The 16,638-nt window shown below is 71.9% G+C and carries 16 protein-coding genes; 6 read left to right on the top strand and 10 right to left on the bottom strand.

Going from position 1 to position 16,638, the window contains the following annotated elements; all coding sequences use genetic code 11:
* Positions 1 to 13: 13 nt before the first annotated feature.
* From aroC to ACLBYG_RS10065, 3 genes are all read right to left on the bottom strand, one after another.
* Positions 14 to 1,114 (bottom strand): chorismate synthase, encoded by a 1,101-nt coding sequence (aroC, locus tag ACLBYG_RS10075; protein WP_447681377.1) that lies wholly within the window; start codon positions 1,112 to 1,114, stop codon positions 14 to 16.
* 103 nt (positions 1,115 to 1,217) lie between these two features.
* A complete protein-coding gene (locus ACLBYG_RS10070) occupies positions 1,218 to 1,835 on the bottom strand; it encodes a DUF3578 domain-containing protein (protein WP_447681376.1) in 618 nt (205 codons plus the stop codon).
* Positions 1,832 to 2,965 (bottom strand): anhydro-N-acetylmuramic acid kinase, encoded by a 1,134-nt coding sequence (locus ACLBYG_RS10065; protein WP_020092047.1) that lies wholly within the window; start codon positions 2,963 to 2,965, stop codon positions 1,832 to 1,834. Before ACLBYG_RS10065 ends, ACLBYG_RS10070 begins: the two co-directional genes overlap by 4 nt.
* 123 nt (positions 2,966 to 3,088) lie before the next feature.
* Between ACLBYG_RS10065 and tyrS the strand changes: the two genes are divergently transcribed.
* The gene (tyrS, locus tag ACLBYG_RS10060) at positions 3,089 to 4,360 is read left to right on the top strand and encodes a tyrosine--tRNA ligase (protein ID WP_331299150.1); all 1,272 of its coding nucleotides are present in this window, start codon (positions 3,089 to 3,091) and stop codon (positions 4,358 to 4,360) included.
* 32 nt (positions 4,361 to 4,392) lie between these two features.
* Positions 4,393 to 5,076 (top strand): response regulator, encoded by a 684-nt coding sequence (locus tag ACLBYG_RS10055; RefSeq protein ID WP_447681375.1) that lies wholly within the window; start codon positions 4,393 to 4,395, stop codon positions 5,074 to 5,076.
* Between the two features lie 15 nt (positions 5,077 to 5,091).
* Here ACLBYG_RS10055 and tatC read toward each other — a convergent pair whose 3' ends face one another.
* The 6 genes from tatC to argS all read right to left on the bottom strand — a co-directional run bounded on the left by tatC (position 5,092) and on the right by argS (position 11,457).
* Positions 5,092 to 5,892 carry a twin-arginine translocase subunit TatC gene (gene tatC / locus ACLBYG_RS10050; RefSeq protein ID WP_020092044.1) on the bottom strand — a complete coding sequence of 267 codons (801 nt, stop codon included), beginning with the start codon at positions 5,890 to 5,892 and terminating at the stop codon, positions 5,092 to 5,094.
* Positions 5,889 to 6,488 carry a Sec-independent protein translocase protein TatB gene (tatB, locus tag ACLBYG_RS10045; protein WP_056528755.1) on the bottom strand — a complete coding sequence of 200 codons (600 nt, stop codon included), beginning with the start codon at positions 6,486 to 6,488 and terminating at the stop codon, positions 5,889 to 5,891. Before tatB ends, tatC begins: the two co-directional genes overlap by 4 nt.
* Positions 6,489 to 6,591: 103 nt before the next feature.
* Entirely contained in the window at positions 6,592 to 6,864 is a 273-nt protein-coding gene (locus tag ACLBYG_RS10040; protein ID WP_020092042.1) for a twin-arginine translocase TatA/TatE family subunit, read from the bottom strand.
* A gap of 157 nt (positions 6,865 to 7,021) precedes the next feature.
* Complete coding sequence (nagZ, locus tag ACLBYG_RS10035; protein WP_100251241.1) at positions 7,022 to 8,026, bottom strand: beta-N-acetylhexosaminidase; 1,005 nt, start codon at positions 8,024 to 8,026, stop codon at positions 7,022 to 7,024.
* Positions 8,027 to 8,277: 251 nt separating this feature from the next.
* Entirely contained in the window at positions 8,278 to 9,657 is a 1,380-nt protein-coding gene (locus ACLBYG_RS10030) for an SPOR domain-containing protein (protein ID WP_447681374.1), read from the bottom strand.
* A 48-nt stretch (positions 9,658 to 9,705) separates the two neighbouring features.
* Positions 9,706 to 11,457 carry an arginine--tRNA ligase gene (argS, locus tag ACLBYG_RS10025; RefSeq protein ID WP_447681373.1) on the bottom strand — a complete coding sequence of 584 codons (1,752 nt, stop codon included), beginning with the start codon at positions 11,455 to 11,457 and terminating at the stop codon, positions 9,706 to 9,708.
* 279 nt (positions 11,458 to 11,736) lie between these two features.
* Here argS and ACLBYG_RS10020 point away from each other — a divergent pair, with 279 nt between their 5' ends.
* Complete coding sequence (locus ACLBYG_RS10020; protein WP_447681372.1) at positions 11,737 to 12,174, top strand: hypothetical protein; 438 nt, start codon at positions 11,737 to 11,739, stop codon at positions 12,172 to 12,174.
* A gap of 25 nt (positions 12,175 to 12,199) precedes the next feature.
* On the opposite strand, the gene ACLBYG_RS10015 is transcribed toward ACLBYG_RS10020, so the two are convergent.
* Positions 12,200 to 13,447, bottom strand: coding sequence for a deoxyguanosinetriphosphate triphosphohydrolase (locus ACLBYG_RS10015; protein WP_447681450.1), 1,248 nt, complete (start codon positions 13,445 to 13,447; stop codon positions 12,200 to 12,202).
* A 153-nt stretch (positions 13,448 to 13,600) separates the two neighbouring features.
* On the opposite strand from ACLBYG_RS10015, the gene ACLBYG_RS10010 reads away from it, so the two are divergent.
* The 3 genes from ACLBYG_RS10010 to ACLBYG_RS10000 all read left to right on the top strand — a co-directional run bounded on the left by ACLBYG_RS10010 (position 13,601) and on the right by ACLBYG_RS10000 (position 16,576).
* Positions 13,601 to 13,927 carry a HesB/IscA family protein gene (locus ACLBYG_RS10010; protein WP_020092036.1) on the top strand — a complete coding sequence of 109 codons (327 nt, stop codon included), beginning with the start codon at positions 13,601 to 13,603 and terminating at the stop codon, positions 13,925 to 13,927.
* Positions 13,928 to 14,072: 145 nt separating this feature from the next.
* Complete coding sequence (locus tag ACLBYG_RS10005; protein ID WP_447681371.1) at positions 14,073 to 15,989, top strand: hypothetical protein; 1,917 nt, start codon at positions 14,073 to 14,075, stop codon at positions 15,987 to 15,989.
* Between the two features lie 71 nt (positions 15,990 to 16,060).
* Positions 16,061 to 16,576: a DUF2165 family protein gene (locus ACLBYG_RS10000; protein ID WP_447681370.1), complete on the top strand. Its 516-nt coding sequence runs from the start codon at positions 16,061 to 16,063 to the stop codon at positions 16,574 to 16,576.
* Positions 16,577 to 16,638: the final 62 nt, after the last annotated feature.

Raw genomic sequence — 16,638 nt, 5'->3', positions numbered from 1 at the left:
GGACGGACCCGGATCAGGGCTGGGATCCGACCTGTCCGCGATGGCGCAGATAGTGATCGGCCAGCACGCAGGCCATCATGGCCTCCGCGACCGGCACGGCGCGGATGCCGACACAGGGATCGTGCCGGCCCTTGGTGACGAGATCGACCTCGCCGCCGTCGCGGGTGACGGAGCGGCGCGGGGTCAGGATCGAGGAGGTCGGCTTCACGGCGAACCGCACCACGACCGGCTCGCCGTTGGAGATGCCGCCCAGGATGCCGCCCGCGTGGTTCGCCAGGAAGCGCGGCCGGCCGCCGTTGCCGGCCCGCATCTCGTCCGCGTTGTCCTCGCCGCGCAGCGCCGCCGCCGCGAACCCGTCGCCGATCTCGACGCCCTTCACGGCGTTGATCGACATCATCGCGGCGGCCAGGTCCGTGTCCAGCTTGCCGTAGACCGGTGCGCCGAGACCGGGCGGCACGCCCTCGGCGACGACCTCGATGACGGCGCCGACCGACGAGCCGTCCTTCCGGAGCCCGTCGAGATAGGTCTCGTAGAAGGACGCCGTCTCGGCATCGGGGCAGAAGAACGGGTTGCTGCCGACCGCGTCCCAGTCCCAGCGGGTCCGGTCGATGGCGTGCGGGCCCATCTGCACGAGGGCCGCCCGGATGGACACGCCCGGGATGACCTTGCGCGCCACCGCGCCGGCCGCGACCCGCGCGGCGGTCTCACGCGCCGAGGACCGGCCGCCGCCGCGATAGTCGCGGATGCCGTACTTCACGTCGTAGGTGTAGTCGGCGTGGCCGGGGCGGTAGCTGTCGCGGAGCTCCGAGTAGTCCTTCGAGCGCTGATCCGTGTTCTCGATCATCAGCGCGATCGGGGTGCCGGTGGTGAGCTGGCGGCCGCCGGTGCGGTCGTCCGCGAACACGCCGGACAGGATCTTGACCTGATCGGGCTCGCGGCGCTGCGTCGTGAACCGCGACTGGCCTGGCTTCCGGCGATCCAGCTCGGCCTGGATCTCCTCGGCCTCCAGGGGCAGGCCCGGGGGGCAGCCGTCGACGACGCAGCCGAGCGCGACCCCGTGGCTCTCGCCGAAGGTCGTGACGCGGAACAGGTGGCCGAAGGTGTTGTGCGACATGGCGCGGCTGCCTTAGCGCGGGAGCGCCGGGGGCACAAACGCGGTCCGCGCAGGGCGGCCGGACAGACCCGCGTGCGGTGACGGGTCGGAGCGCCCGGCAGCCTCACCGGGCCTTCGGCGAACCGGGCAGATCGAGCCCGCCCCGCGCCTTGAGCGCCCGGTACGCCGCGACCGCCGCCGCGAGATCCCGGTGCAGCCGGCGCTCGTCGCCGAGATCGGCGAGGGCGTAGGTGAGGCCGAGGATGTGGGCGGCCTCGTAGCCCTCCGGCAACTCGCCCGCGCTGCCGAGGGCGATCGTCGCGTTCGGCAGCGCTTCGGCGAAGTCCGACAGCCGCGTCCTGAGCGCGGCGCCGCTGGCGCGAAGATGGGCACCGGCCGCCGCCGGACCGTGGCTGCGGATCGCCGCCACCGTTCCCTGCGCCAGCGACAGGTGCACCGCCTCGCGGTGCGCTGGGAACAGGTAGACGAGGTAGTAGCCCCGCGTGGCACTGGTGGTGACGGCGGGATCGAACACGGCGATCCAGGGGATCGCGGCCCAGTGGCTCCCGCGCCCCGGGCTGCCCTTCACCAGGAACGGCCCGTCGATCGGCTCCAGGGCGGCGCGCAGCTCGTCCGGCGCACCCCTGCGGATGACGGCGGCGAGCGGGTGGCCGGCCGGCGGGTCGAGCCGGGCGAGCGGGTATTCCTCGACGATCCGCCGGAGCGCGTAGCCGAGGCTCACGGCCGCGCCAGCACCCCGCCGGTGATGGCCTCGCGTACGCCTGTGGTCGCCGGGAAGGTGATCGGCAGGCCCTTGAGCGAGCGCACCGCGAGGTACGCGAAGGCCTGCGCCTCCAGATAGGCGGAGGACCAGCCGATCGCGTCCGCGGTCGTGATCTCGGCGCGCAGGTGGTAGTTCAGGAGCCGCACCAGCTCGCCGTTGCGGGCGCCGCCGCCGGCCACGATCCAGCGGGTCGGGACCTCAGGGGCGTGATCGAGGGCGCGGGCCACGGCCCGGGCTGTGAAGGCCGTGAGCGTCGCGGCGCCGTCCTCGGTCGAGAGTTGTCCGGCGAGCTTGTGCGAGAACCAGTTCCGGTCCAGCGACTTCGGCGGTTTGCGGAAGAAGAACGGGTGCGTCAGGAGCCAGGCGAGCAGCTGCTCGTCCGGGCGGCCGCGGGCGGCGGTGCGGCCGCCATCGTCGAGGTTCTTGCCCTCGCGCTCCTGCATCCACTCGTCGATCAGGGCGTTGCCGGGACCGGTGTCGAAGGCGATGACGCCGCCCTTCGAGTCGATCAGCGTCGCGTTGGCGACGCCGCCGATGTTGAGGATGCCGAAGGGCCCGTCGAAGCCCGACGCCTCGGCGAGCGCCTTGTGGAAGACCGGCACCAGCGGCGCCCCCTGCCCGCCCGCCTCGATATCGGCCCGGCGCAGGTCCGAGACGACCGGGATGCCGAGCCGGGTCGCCAGCGCCTGCCCGTCGCCGATCTGGATCGAGATCCGCTGGTCCGGGCGGTGGATCACGGTCTGGCCGTGGAAGCCGATCACGTCGATCTCGGAGGCATTCAGGCCGTGCTCCTCCAGGAAGCGCTCCACAGCCTCGGCATGGGCGAGGGTGACGAAGGCCTCGGCCTCCGGCAGACGCCCGGGCCGGTCGGCGGGATGGAGGACGGATTCGGCGTCCTTGGTGGCCGCGCGCAGCAGCGCCTTCTCGTCGTCGGCGTAGCCGCGATAGCCGGTGGGGCCCAGCGGTTCGAGGAAGTTGTTGTGGCCCTTCACCACGTGGACGCGCTCGCCGTCGGTCTCGATCAGCGCGATGTCGACGCCGTCCAGCGAGGTGCCGCTCATCAGTCCGATCGCGCGCATCATCGCCATGCCGTGCTGCCCCGTGCCTTTCGGCCAACGCCCTGCTAAGAGCGCGCCGTATCCTGAACCCAGCGCGAGCTAGCATGCGGGGCCTCGGCCTGTCGCGCCAGCGCGCGACCCGAGATGGCATCCATGACCGCCGAGAGCTTCGCGCCGAAATCCGACTTCCTGCGGATCCTGACCGAGCGCGGCTATATCCACCAGACCTCGGACCTCGCCGGCATCGACGCCGCGGCCCTCGAGGGCCGGCTGACCACCTATGTCGGCTACGACTGCACGGCGCCCTCGCTCCATGTCGGGCACCTCCTGTCGATCATGATGCTGCACTGGCTGCAGGCCACCGGGGGCAGGCCCATCGCCCTGATGGGCGGCGGCACGACCCGGGTCGGCGACCCGTCCGGCCGCGACGAGACCCGCAAGATCCTCACCGTCGAGCAGATCGACGCCAACAAGGCCGAGATCCGCAAGACCTTCGACCGGTTCCTGCGTTTCGGCGACGCGGCCGGCGACGCCGTGATGGTCGATAACGCCGAGTGGCTGACCAAGCTCAATTACATCGAGATGCTGCGCGACGTCGGCCGCCATTTCTCGGTGAACCGCATGCTGTCGATGGACAGCGTGCGCCTGCGCCTGGAGCGCGACCAGGAGCTGTCGTTCCTCGAGTTCAACTACATGATCCTCCAGTCCTACGACTTCGTAGAGCTGAATCGCCGCTACGGCTGCGTCATGCAGATGGGCGGATCGGACCAGTGGGGCAACATCGTCAACGGCATCGATCTCGGGCGCCGCATGGGCACGCCACAGCTCTACGCCCTGACCTGCCCGCTGCTGACCACGTCGTCCGGCGCCAAGATGGGCAAGACCGCGGCCGGCGCCGTCTGGCTCAACCCGGACATGCTGAAGCCCTACGATTACTGGCAGTTCTGGCGGAACACCGAGGACGCGGACGTGGCCCGCTTCCTCAAGCTGTTCACCCTGCTGCCCATGGAGGAGATCGCGCGCCTCTCCGCCCTCGCCGGCTCCGAGATCAACGCGGCCAAGACGGTGCTGGCTACGGAGGCGACCGCGCTGATGCACGGCCGCGAGGCCGCCGAGGCCGCCGCGGAGACCGCCCGCAAGACCTTCGTCGAGGGAACGCTGGCCGCCGACCTCCCGAGCGTCACCGTGCCGTCCGCCGCCCTGGAGGCGGGCCTCGGCGTGCTCACCGCCTTCGGGCCGGAGGTCGCCAAGCTCGTGCCGTCCACCAGCGAGGCGCGCCGTCAGATCAAGGGCGGCGGCCTGCGGGTCAACGACGTGGCGGTCACGGACGAGAAGGCCGTCCTCGGCCGCGGCGACGTGACCGCGGACGGGGTGATCAAGCTCTCCTTCGGCAAGAAGCGGCACGTGCTGTTGCGGCCCGAATAGGCCGCCCGAGACCGCCACGAGGGACGGAACGCGTGAGCATAGCCCGCATCCTGGTGATCGACGACGAGCCGCCGATCCGCCGGCTGCTCCGCACCGGTCTCGGGACGCAGGACTACGCGGTCGTCGAGGCGGCCGACGGGGCCGCGGCCCTCGCCGCCCTGGAGACCGGCGGGGTGGATCTCGCGATCCTCGACCTCGGCCTGCCCGACATGGCCGGCCACGCCCTCCTGGCGGCGATCCGCGAGCGCTGGCCCGACCTGCCGGTCGTGATCCTGTCGAGCCGCGACGACGAGCGCGGCAAGGTCGAGGCTCTCGATCTCGGCGCCGACGACTACGTCACCAAGCCCTTCGGCATGAACGAGTTGCTGGCGCGCATCCGCGCGGCCCTGCGCCATCGCCTCGCCATGCAGGGGGAGCGGCCGGTCTTCCGGGTCGAGGACCTCTCGGTCGACCTCGTCCGCCGCATCGTCCGCGTCGGCGAGCGCGAGGTGAAGCTGTCGCCGCGGGAATACGAGTTCCTGCGCGTGCTGGTGCAGCACGCCGGCAAGGTGCTCACCCACGCGCAGCTCATGCGCCACGCGCCGGCCTCGTCGGACCCGCAGTACCTGCGCGTCTACATCCGGCAGCTGCGCCAGAAGCTCGAGCCCGATCCCGAGCGCCCGCGCTACCTGCTCACCGAGACCGGCGTCGGCTACCGCCTGCGCGCGCCGGACTGAGCCCGGCGCACCGGCTCAGGGCTCCAGCCCCTCCTCGACGCGCCGCGCGGCGCGCAGCTTCTCAACCCGCGCCACCGAGAACACCGAGGCCTCGTAGAGGAGCAGCATCGGGATCGCGAGGGAGAGCTGCGAGATGACGTCCGGCGGGGTCAGGATGGCGGCGGCGACGAAGACCAGCACGATCGCGTAGCGACGCTTCTCGCGCAGGAACGCCGCGTCGATGATCCCGATCTGGCCGAGGAGCGTCAGGATTACCGGCAGTTGGAAGGCGATGCCGAACGCGAAGATCAGCGTCATGATCAGCGACAGGTACTCGTCGACCTTCGGGAGCAGCTTGATCGTCGGCTCCCCGGCGACGCCCACCTGCTGGAGCGACACCGAGAATTTGATCAGCAGCGGCATCGCCAGGAAGAACACCACGAGCGCGCCGAGCAGGAAGAAGATCGGGGTGGCCACGAGGTAGGGCAGGAACGCCTTGCGCTCGTTGCGGTAGAGGCCGGGTGCCACGAAGGCGTAGATCTGGGTCGCGATCACCGGGAAGGCCAGGAAGGCCGCGCCGAAGACGCTGAGCTTGATGTTGGTGAAGACCTGTTCGAGGAAGTGCGTGGCGATCAGCTCGGCGTTCTGCGCACCTACGATGGAGACGTAGGGATAGACCAGCACGTTGTAGATATCGCGCGAGAAGAAGAAGCACGCGAAGAACATCAGCACGAAGGCGATGAGCGACTTGATCAGCCGCGACCGCAATTCGATCAGGTGCTCGAGCAGGGGCGCCCGGGACGCCTCGATCTCGGCCTCGTCCGCCTCGCTGATCATCGGGCAGCCGTGCCGTTCTTGGACTCTTCGGTGGCGGGATGCGCGGCGGGCGGGTCGGGTGGAGGGCCGAACGGATCGTCCACCGAGCCGGGCACGGGCAGGGGCGCCTCCGCGACCTCGGTCGCCGCACCATGGTCCGACGCGCCGGCTGGCGTCACCGGATGCGTATCGGCGGCGTGAGGCGCCGCCGCGGCTTCTTGCTCGGCCTTCAGCTGCGCCGTGGCGTCGGCCAGCGACCGGGTCTCGACCGGGGGTGTCTCGGGGCCGGGCATCTCCGGTCCCATCTTCTCCGGACCCATCTTGGCCCGGCCCTCGACGGCGCCCTTCAGTTCGTCTCGGATCGTCTGCACTGGATTGAAGGTCGAGCCCGCCGTGCGGACGGTGTTGCGGATGCCGTCGACCTCACGCCGGACGTCGTCGAGCTCGGCCTCGCGGATCGCCTCGTTGAACTGCATCTGAAACTCGCCGGCCATGCGGCGCAGCTTCGTGGTGATCTGCCCGACGGTGCGCAGCGCCTTCGGCAGATCCTTCGGCCCAATGACGATGAGGGCGACGCCGCCGATCAGCATCACCTCGCCCCAGCTCATGTCCAGCATGTCGTCGACGGTCCTGCTGCCCCGAGATCCGGCACGGCGGCCGGACCCCGTCAGGCTCTACACGAGCGCGCGCGCTCTGACAGTCCTACAGTCAAGCTCGCCGTCAGACCGGCTTGCGCTCGCCGCCGGGGATATGACTCGCCGGGATCGCGGTGCCGGGGCTCGTCTCGGCGGTGTGCGGGATGGTGCGAACCGGCTCGGCCGGAGGCGGCGCGGCCTGGGCCGCCGGCGGGGTCTCGTCCTCGGCCATGCCCTTCTTGAAGGCCTTGATGCCCTTGGCGACGTCGCCCATCAGGTCGGACACCTTGCCGCGTCCGAAGAGCAGCATCACGATGACCGCGACGATGACCCAGTGCCAGATACTCATGCTGCCCATGGCAACCTCCTGCGGGCGCCCCGAAGAAGCGGGAGCGTGACGCCACGTCCGGTTGAGGATTTCGGGGCGAACCTAGGGATCGCGCCGCCCGAACACAAGCAGAGGCGATGCCACGGCCGGTGGAAGGCCGCGATGGAACGTCGCGCGGTGTCTCAGGTCAGGCGGCGGCGAGGGCCGCGGCGAAGCGGTCGCGGGCTTCCGCGACGTCGAGCCCGTCGCCGGCGGGGTCGAGCCGCGCCAGGGCGGCGGCGGCGCGCCGCGCGGCCTCGCCGGTCAATTCGGGCGCCGCCTCGGCCACAGCCTGCATCTCGTCGCGCGCGCCGTTGCAGTGGAGGCCGATGTCGATCCCCGCCGCGAAGGCGCGCTCCGTCCGGTCGCGGAACGTGCCGGTCAGCGCGTGCATGGACAGGTCGTCGGTCATCAGCAGGCCGTCGAAGCCGATGGCGCCGCGGATGATGTCGCGGATGACGGTGTCCGACTGGGTCGCCGGCCGGTCGGGATCGATGGCGGTGAAGACGACGTGCGCGCTCATCGCCATCGGCAGGTCTGCGAGGGCCCGGAAGGTGCGGAAATCCTGCCCGGCGAGATCCGCGCGGGTCGCGTCGACGACCGGGAGGCCGTGGTGGCTGTCGCAGGTGGCGCGCCCGTGCCCCGGAATGTGCTTCATCACTGGCAGGACGCCGCCGGCCATCAGGCCCTCGGCGACGGCGCGGCCGATCTCGGCGACCCGTTCCGGACTCGTCGCGTAGGCGCGGTCGCCGATGATGTCGTGCGAGCCCGGCGCCGGCACGTCGAGGACGGGGGCGCAGTCGACGTTGATGCCGACCTCGGCAAGGTCGTGCGCCATGAGGCGCGCGCCGAGCCGGGCGACGGTCGCGGCGCTGCCGTTCAGGCGGCCGTAGCGGCCGCCGGCCGGATAGGCCGGCCAGTGGGGCGGACCCATCCGCTGGACCCGGCCGCCTTCCTGGTCGATCAGGATCGGCGCCCGGTCGGACCCGACGCAGTCGCGGAGTGCCCCGGTGAGGGCGCGGACCTCGTCGGGCGTCCCGATGTTGCGCTTGAACAGGATGAAGCCCCAGGGCTTCACGTCCCGGAAGAAGGCCCTCTCCTCCGCCGTGAGCGACGGGCCGGTGCAGCCGAGAATCAGGGCGCGGGAGGTCATCTGGAACGGCTCGGATACTGCTCGGTGGCGGCGCGAAGACGGCGCGAGAACGGCGGCAGGGCCGCCGGGCGGCGCGAATCGATGGCGACAGAGTCGGGCGGGAACGGGGAGCCGGCAAGACCAAACCGGGGCCCCGGGCCGGTGGCCGGGGCGATCGCGCCGCCCGTGTTGCCGTGCGGACTCGCTCGCACGGCCGCCGCGGATCACCGCGTGCGGGTGCGCCGACCCGTACGCGGTGTGCCGTCAGGCCCTCAGTTCTTGGCCACGAAGCACTGGCCGCCCGCGCCCTGCAGGGCGCTGCACAGGCTCGCGGCCTGGGCCTTCTCCAGCGGTCCGACGCGGACGCGGTAGATCGTCTTGCCGTTGACCTCGGCCTGCCGGATCAGCTCGGGCTTGCCGGCGAGCTGCGCGTACTTGGCCTGCAACTGGTGGAACGCGGCCTTGGCCTCGGCGGCGGAGCTGCGCACCCCGAGCTGGACCGAGAAGCCGCTGACCGGGCCGGACTTCACGGCGTCGTCGTCCGTCGTGGTGCTGGCGGTGGTGTCGGGCGCGGCCGCCCCGGCCGGAGCGACGGCGGCGATGCGCTGGGCGGCCTTCGGCGGCGGCTTCACGGCTACCGGCTTGGGCGCCGGCTGCTCGACCGCGGCTTCCGGCTGCGCGTCGACGGGCGTGGCCGTGGTCGCCGGCATGGCTGCGGCGGTCTGGCGGACGGGCCTGGACTTCGGGGCCGGCGGGGCGGGCGGCTCGTCGCTCGGCAGGACCATGGTGGGGATCGGGGCCGGCCCGGCATCGGCGGCCTGCTGCTCGCGCGGCGGCGGCGCGGGCGGCGCTTCGGGCTTGACCGCCACGGTGCGGACGCGGCGCGGCTCCCCGAAGGCCTCGAACGGGCCGCTGCCCGGTGTCGTGCCACCCTGGGCGCCGCTCGGCTGCGACGGGCCCTGGGCCGCCCGCGCGGCCTCGGCCACGTCGAGGGGCTGCTCCTCGCGGTTCACGATCTTGATCTGGCCGTCCTTCTTGCCCTTCGGGTCGTAGATCTGCCGGTTCTGATCCGGGATCTCGACGCCGTCGGCGACCTTCGGGGCGACCTTGAGGGGCGTGGAATCGGCCTGGACCACCGGAACGCCGCCGTGGCCCGAATTGCTCAGGCCCTTGTAGGTGAGCGCCCCGGTGACGGCGAGCGCCACCACGGCGACGCCGGCACCCACCGAGGCGAGCCGCCGCCGCGGATTGGCGCGCCGGAGCGCGCGGCTGTCCGCGTAGGTCTCCTCGTCGCCGGTCGAGGTCGGGCCGCCCTCCGGAGCGTAGCCGGCGCCCTCGCGGTGCGTGTCCTGCTCTACCGAGGCGAGATACTGGTCGAACGCGTCGGCCGGCGTGGCCTTGGCGGGTTCCGGGGCGAAGCTCGGCTCGACCCGGGCATTCCAGGCGGCCGGCTGCGGGGCGGCGGGCGCGACGGCGCGCATCTCGTCGCGGGCTGCGAGCAGCGCCCGGAACGGGTCGTCCTGGCCGACGATGCGGGCGAGTTCCGCCAGCGGGTCGCCCTTGCCGGACGCCTGCGGCGCCTGGCCCTTCTCCTGACGCAGATCGCGCGCGAGGGCGTCCAAATCGACCTGAGCGCGCGAAGCGTTCGTCATGGCAGCATCCTCACATCAACGCCGAAGACCGGCCCGATGCACCCGGGCCTATCGCATCTCGTCCGGCGCGGTCACACCGAGAATCGCAAGGCCGGCCGCCAGCGTGCTCCGCAGAGCTTCGACGAGCGCCAGCCGGGCCCACGTCGACTTTCGGTCGGTTGCATTAACAAACCGTAATTGCGGCAAGTCTTTGCCCTTGTTCCAGAAACTATGCAGCGCGGAGGCCAGTTCATAGAGGTGGAAGGCGATTCTGTGCGGCTCGTGCGCCAGCGCCGCGGATTCGAGGACCCGCGGGTACTGCGCGATGAGGCGCATCATTTCGATCTCGCCCGGGTCGCTCAGCACGGAGAAATCCGCCTCGTGGGCCAGCGCCGCGGCCGAGAGGTCGGCGTCCGGGAAGGCCTCGCGCGCCTGCCTCTGCACCGAGCGGACGCGGGCATGGGCGTACTGGACGTAGAAGACCGGGTTGTCCTTCGTTTGCTCCACGACCTTGGCGAGGTCGAAATCCAGAGTCGCGTCGTTCTTCCGGTAGAGCATCATGAACCGGATCGCGTCGCGGCCGACCTCGTCGATCACGTCGCGCAGGGTCACGAACTCGCCGGCCCGCTTGGACATCTTGACCGGCTCGCCTGCGCGCAACAGCCGCACGAGCTGACAGAGCTTGACGTCGAGCGTGGCCTTGCCGTCGCTGACCGCCTTCACGGCAGCCTGCATGCGCTTCACGTAGCCGCCGTGATCGGCCCCCAGGACGTCGATCAGCTCGGTCGCGCCGGCGAGGTACTTGGCCCGGTGGTAGGCGATGTCGGAGGCGAAGTACGTGTACGAGCCGTCCGACTTCAGCAGCGGGCGGTCGCTGTCGTCGCCGAATTCCCGGGTGCGGAACAGCGTCTGCTCGCGGTCCTCCCAATCCTCCGGCAGCTGACCCTTGGGCGGCGGCAGGCGGCCCTCGTAGACGAGGCCCTTGGCGCGCAGTTCCGCGAGCAGGGACTTCACGGCCCCGCTCTCTTGGAGCGTGCGCTCGGAGAAGAACACGTCGTGGCGGATGCCGATCGCCGCCAGGTCGGCCCGGATCATCTCCATCATCATGCCGAGCGCGGTCTCGCGCACCGCGGGCAGCCACTCCGCCTCCGGCTTGTCGAGGAGCGCGCGGCCGTGGGTCTCGGCCAGCGCGGCGCCCACGGGCTTCAGGTAGTCGCCCGGGTAGAGGCCCTCGGCGATGGCGAAGGGCTCGCCGAGGGCCTCGCGGTAGCGCTGGAAGGCCGAGCGGGCCAGCACGTCGACCTGAACGCCGGCGTCGTTGATGTAGTATTCCCGCGTCACCTGCCGGCCGGCGGCGACGAGCAGGTTGCACAGGGCGTCGCCGAACACCGCGCCGCGGCCGTGCCCGACATGCATCGGCCCCGTCGGGTTCGCCGACACGTACTCGACGTTGATTGGGCCGCCGGGCAGCCGCGCGCGGCCGAACGCCTCCGGCGCCGTCAGCGCGTCGCGCACGACCGCGTGGAAGATCGCGGGGTCGAGCCGCAGGTTGATGAAGCCCGGCCCGGCGACGCTCGCCTCGACGATCCGCGGGTCCGCGCGGAGTTCCTCCGCCAGGGCCTCGCCGAGCGCCTTCGGATTGGTCCGCGCCTCCTTGGCGAGCACCAGGGCGGCGTTCGTGGCGAGATCGCCGTGCGACGCGTCGCGGGGCGGCTCGACGACCACGCGGCCCAGGTCGAGGCCCTCGGGCAGGTGGCCGGCGCGGGTCAGCGCCTCCACGGCCTCGCGCACGCGCGCCTCGAACAGGGCGAAGATGTTCATGGGTCTTGATCTCGCTCGCGCGGGGGTCTCGTCGCCCGGCCCGTCCGGCCTGCGCCCGCCCCGGCGGTCTAGCAAGGGGGCGGGAGGGTGTCACGGCGCCGGGCCGCGCACCGAGCCCGCGGAATCCGCGGTCGCGGCATCGCTCCGGTAACCACGTGCGCGTCGCCGACGGGTTATCCCGCGCGACGAATACGGATCGCCCGGTGTCCGTCTTGTCTCGAACGAGACAACACGGTGTCATCGTCGGCGATCGTGAGTAGGCCGATCGCGGAGTTACTGATGAAGACCTTGATGATTGCGGGCACGGCGCTCTGCGCGCTCATCCTGGCCGCGCCGAGTGCCGAGGCGGGCGGGTTCCGCGGCGGCGGATTCCATGGCGGCGGATTCCATGGCGGCGGCTTCCGCGGCGGTTACCGGGGCGGCTACGGATACCGCGGCGGCTACGTGGCCCGCGGCTTCTACGGGCGCGGCTACGGTTACGGCTACCGCGGCGGCTACGGTCGGGCCCTCGGCTACGGGCTGGCCGGCGCGGGGGTCGGCCTCGGGCTCGGGCTCGCCGCCGGCAGCGTCTACGGCGGCTACGGTTATGGCGGCTACGGTTACGGCTACCCGGCCGCCTACCGCGGTTACGGCTACGGTTACGGCTATCCCGCCGCCTATAGTGGCTACGGCTACGGCGGGTGCTACGGCAGCTTCACCTGCGGCTGCGGCTGCTGACACGCGCCGGCCCCGCGCCGGGCCCTTAGGGCTCGGCGAGGGGCAGGCCCCGGCTGGGCAACTCCCAATGGAGGTCCGGCGTCGTCGCGTAGAGCTTGCGGTGCGCCAGGACCGCGTAGGTGTCGGTCATGCCGGCGATGTAGTCGGCGACACGGCGGGCGACCCGGGCCTCGGTGGCCCCATCGAGACCGGCGCTCCACTCCTCCGGCATCCGGGACGGCGCCGCGGTGAACGCGGCGAACAGGTCGTTGACGATGGCGTCGGCCTTCTTCCGCACGGCTACCACGCCGGGATGCCGATACATCCGCTCCCACAGGAAGCGCATGATCTCGGCGTCGGCCGCCGCGATCTCCGGCGAGAACACGATGACCGGCTGATCCGCGTTGCGGATGTCCTCGACGCGCTGCGGATCCAGGGCGGCGATGCGGCGGCCGCCCTCGCGGATGACGTCCTCGACGAAGCGGGTGATCACCCGGCGGGCGAGCTCGTGGATCATCCGCGACGGCTCCAGGCCCGGATGCAGCCGGTCGATCTCGTCGAGCAGCCCGGCCAGGAACGGGACCGCCCGCAGCTCCGGGATCTCGAACAGGCCGGCGCGCAGCCCGTCGTCGAGGTCGTGGGCGGCGTAGGCGATGTCGTCCGCCAGCGAGGCGGCCTGGGCCTCGGGGCCGGCCTGGCTCCACAGGTCGAGGGGATTCAGCGCGTCGTATTCCAGGATCGCCGCCGGGATGCCGCGGGCGGCGTAGCGGGGCGTCGGTTGGCCGTTCGCGGTGAGCAGCGGACCGTTGTGCTTGACGAGACCCTCCAGCGTCTCCCAGGCGAGGTTCAGCCCGTCGAAGCCGGCGTAGCGCCGCTCCAGCCGGGTGACGATACGCAGCGCCTGGGCGTTGTGATCGAAGCCGCCGTGGCGCGCCATGCAGGCGTCGAGGGCATCCTCGCCGGTATGGCCGAAGCAGGTGTGGCCGAGGTCGTGGCTGAGGGCCAGCGCCTCCGCGAGGTCCTCGTCGAGCCCGAGGGCGCGCGCGAGCGCCCTGCCGATCTGGCTCACCTCCAGGGTGTGGGTCAGGCGGGTGCGGTAGTGGTCGCCCTCGTGATGCACGAAGACCTGCGTCTTGTGCTTCAGCCGCCGGAACGCCGTCGAGTGGATGATCCGGTCCCGGTCGCGCTGGAAGTCGCTGCGGGTCGGCGAGCCGGCCTCCGGGATCAGGCGGCCCCGGGTGCGGGCCGGGTCGGTGGCGTAGGGCGCGCGCCAGCGCTCACCGTTCGGTCGCACGGCATCCGCTCTGTAACTCACGCACCCTGCTCATGACGGCTCCCCACCCGGCGCGTTGCGGCGCGGGCTTGCGGCTCATATCTTGTGGGTCGAGGCGCCCTCGGCAACGGGCCGGGCGCGCCGTCCACCGAACGAATGCGTGGCCAGAGACCGATGGCTGAGATCACCCTGACCGCCCGCGCGGCCAAGCGCATCAACGAGATCATGGTGGCGGAGCCGGCCGGCTCGTCGCTGCGGATCAGCGTCAACGGCGGCGGCTGCTCGGGCTTCTCCTACGCCTTCGACATCACCCGCGCCCGCGAGGCGCAGGATGTCGCGATCGAGCGCGACGGCGCCACCGTGATCGTCGATCCGGTCTCGCTCGAGTACATGAGCGGCTCGACCATCGATTTCGTGAACGACCTGATCGGGCAGTCCTTCAAGATCGAGAACCCGCTCGCCACCGCCTCCTGCGGCTGCGGCACCTCTTTCTCGTTGTAGTGCCCGGCCCGGCGCCGCCGCGCCGTTGCGTCCGTACGACACCTTTCCCGGCTCGATCGCCCGGGCCGGCGCGCGCGATTGCCTCGCCCGGCAAAACACGGCACGGCTAGGGCATCCCCGCGAGAGCCCTGGTCCGGACGCTGCCATGAACCATCCGAAGGCCCGTCTCCGCCTCCGGTCGGCCTGGGCGGCGGCCGTCACGCTGGCCCTTCTCGGCCTCGCGCCCGCGCCGCTCGCCGCGCAGGAGGGCGCCGCCGCCGTCCAGGACGTGACGGTCAACGACGTGGTGATCCCGCTGGGCGGGACGCTGCTGAAGGCTCCGAAGCTGACGGCCAGCGGCACCCGCCTCTCCAAGGAGGATCTCGCGGCGATCCTGCGCCCGGATTCCAACGTGCCCTGGGAGCAGCGCCTCGCCCGGCTCGACGCCGGCAGCCTGACCGTCCCGGTCCTCGTCTCCGAGAACGCGGGTCCCGGCGAGAACCGGCAGACCGTCACCTACCGCGATGTGGTCGCCCGCGACATCCGGGCCGGCCGCGTCGGCGAGCTGACGGCGGCCGGCGCGACGGTCAGTTCCGTCGCGGGGCCGAACCGCGGGTCCGGGACCTACGGTCAGGTGCGCGCCACGGACCTAGATCTCGCCGCGCTTAGCCGGCTCTACACGGTGCCAGGCGACGGCAAGGGACCGGTCCAGCGCGTCTACGGCACCATCCAGGTCTCGGACGTCACCTACTCGGACGCGCGCGGCACCACCGTGAAGATCGCCCGCCTCGACGGCCGCGACCTCGGCGGCCGGCAGGTCCCGGACGGCTGGAGCGGTGCCTTCGCCATCGTGGCGAACGGCTTCGACGGCGCCAGCGACCGCCGACCGCTGGCCGCCGCCGCCGCCGATCTCATCGACGCCACCTCGGTCGGCAGCCTGGAGATGCAGGGCCTGAGCGTCAGCGACACCGATCCGAAGGGGCCGGTGCTGTTCGAGATCGGCCGGGCCGCCTACACCTCCTCGGGCTCCGAGGGCGGCACCACCCTGGACAACCTGTCGATGACCCGCGGCGCGCTGCGGATCCATGTCGGCCGCGTGGCCGCGCTGGGGACCTCCCTGGCGCCGACCGTCGCGACCCTCCAGGGCATCGCCGCCGAGCCGACGGGCGGCGCCGGCTTCTCCGACGTCGAGATGCGTCGCCTGACGCCGAAGCTCGGCACGCTCACCCTCACCGACCTGTCGATCGACCTGCCGCCCGAGGCGGAGGTCGAGCGGGCGCCTCCCCGCGACGTCCGGCCCCCGGCCCGCGGCGCCCTGCCCGAGCCGGGCCGGTCGGCGCGGACACCCGAGCCCAGGCCGGCCGACAGGACCGCGGATCCCCTGGCGGTCACGGTGTCGCCGCGGCCGTCCCCCCGCGTCGCGCTGCGCGAGGCGGCCCTGGCCTTCGGCCCGCTGACCGATGGCGTGCCCAGCGCGACCCGCATCAGCCTCACCGGCCTGAGCCTGCCCGCCGACCTGCTCGCGGGCGCGCCGCTCCTCGGCCTGCTGCCGGCCTACGGCTACCGGGACCTCGACCTCGACCTCGTGGCCGACGCGAGCCTGGACGAGAAGGCCCGCGACCTCGCCCTGCGCGAGGTCACGATCTCCGGGCGGGACATCGGCACCGTCCGCCTGTCCGGCACGCTCGGAGGCATCGGGCCCGAACTGTTCTCCGGCACCCTGCCGGCGGCGACCATGGTGATGTTCTCGGGCAGCGCCAAGACCCTGAACCTGACGGTCGAGAATGCCGGCCTGTTCGAGCGCTTCCTGGCCGCGCAGTCGAAGGATCTCAGCCTCAAGCCGGACGAGTTGCGCAAGGAATACGTCACCGCCAGCCTGCTCGGCGTGCCGATCATCCTGGGCAACAGCGCGGCCGCCAAGGGGATCGGCGCCGCCATGGGCCAGTTCGTGATGAAACCCGGCAAGCTCGTGGTGCACGCCAAGTCCAAGGAGCCGGCGGGGATCGGCTTCATCGACCTGGGCGCGGCGCGCTCACCGGCCGCCGTCCTCGACCGGCTCGAGGTCGAGGCGAAGGCGAACTGAGGGGCGCCGCGATCGGCCGAGGCCATGGCCCGGCTCCGAAGGCGACGCCCGCATATCTGGAAGGGCCGCCCATGCTCGCCGTCCGCCTCTCGAAGGCCGCCCTCGTCGGCGCCCTGGCCCTGACCTGCACTCTGGTCGTGTACGGCAACGTCACGGAGCCGGCGGTGAACCTCGCCTTCGTGCAGCACGTGCTGTCGATGGACACGATCCTGCCGGATTCGGGCATCGCCGACCGCGCGATCACCGATCCGGCACTGCAGCGCGGCGCCTTCGCGATGATCGTCGCCGCGGAGGCTGTCACGGCGCTCCTGCTCTGGATCGGCGTCGCGCTGATGCTCGCGCGGCTGCGGGCCCCGCGCGGCGACTTCGACCGGGCCAAGACCTGGGCGATCGCCGGCCTGAGCGTCGGCTTCCTGGTCTGGCAGGCGGGCTTCCTGGGCATCGGCGCCGAGTGGTTCGGCATGTGGATGTCGAAGGTCTGGAACGGCCAGCAATCCGCCTTCCGCTTCGCCGTGACGGTCCTCGGCGTGATGATCTACGTCGCCCTGCCCGAGGCCGAGGATCCGGAGGCGGGCCGCAGAGGCTGAGATCGCGCGGCCGGCACCGCCCCGACGCGGGTGCTGTCGTGCCGACCGCGTTCTCGGACTTC

Source organism: Methylobacterium sp. D53M (assembly GCF_053345625.1).
This window is presented reverse-complemented; position numbering and strand designations above follow the sequence as displayed.

Bases quoted from the DNA above. Each gene is read 5' to 3' on its own strand.
- tyrS (WP_331299150.1), top strand. From the start codon at position 3,089: ATGACCGCCGAGAGCTTCGCGCCGAAATCCGACTTCCTGCGGATCCTG.
- ACLBYG_RS10065 (WP_020092047.1), bottom strand. From the start codon at position 2,965: ATGGCGATGATGCGCGCGATCGGACTGATGAGCGGCACCTCGCTGGAC.
- ACLBYG_RS10010 (WP_020092036.1), top strand. From the start codon at position 13,601: ATGGCTGAGATCACCCTGACCGCCCGCGCGGCCAAGCGCATCAACGAG.
- ACLBYG_RS10005 (WP_447681371.1), top strand. From the start codon at position 14,073: ATGAACCATCCGAAGGCCCGTCTCCGCCTCCGGTCGGCCTGGGCGGCG.
- tatB (WP_056528755.1), bottom strand. From the start codon at position 6,488: ATGCTGGACATGAGCTGGGGCGAGGTGATGCTGATCGGCGGCGTCGCC.
- ACLBYG_RS10020 (WP_447681372.1), top strand. From the start codon at position 11,737: ATGAAGACCTTGATGATTGCGGGCACGGCGCTCTGCGCGCTCATCCTG.
- ACLBYG_RS10000 (WP_447681370.1), top strand. From the start codon at position 16,061: ATGCTCGCCGTCCGCCTCTCGAAGGCCGCCCTCGTCGGCGCCCTGGCC.
- tatC (WP_020092044.1), bottom strand. From the start codon at position 5,892: ATGATCAGCGAGGCGGACGAGGCCGAGATCGAGGCGTCCCGGGCGCCC.
- argS (WP_447681373.1), bottom strand. From the start codon at position 11,457: ATGAACATCTTCGCCCTGTTCGAGGCGCGCGTGCGCGAGGCCGTGGAG.
- nagZ (WP_100251241.1), bottom strand. From the start codon at position 8,026: ATGACCTCCCGCGCCCTGATTCTCGGCTGCACCGGCCCGTCGCTCACG.
- ACLBYG_RS10040 (WP_020092042.1), bottom strand. From the start codon at position 6,864: ATGGGCAGCATGAGTATCTGGCACTGGGTCATCGTCGCGGTCATCGTG.
- aroC (WP_447681377.1), bottom strand. From the start codon at position 1,114: ATGTCGCACAACACCTTCGGCCACCTGTTCCGCGTCACGACCTTCGGC.
- ACLBYG_RS10030 (WP_447681374.1), bottom strand. From the start codon at position 9,657: ATGACGAACGCTTCGCGCGCTCAGGTCGATTTGGACGCCCTCGCGCGC.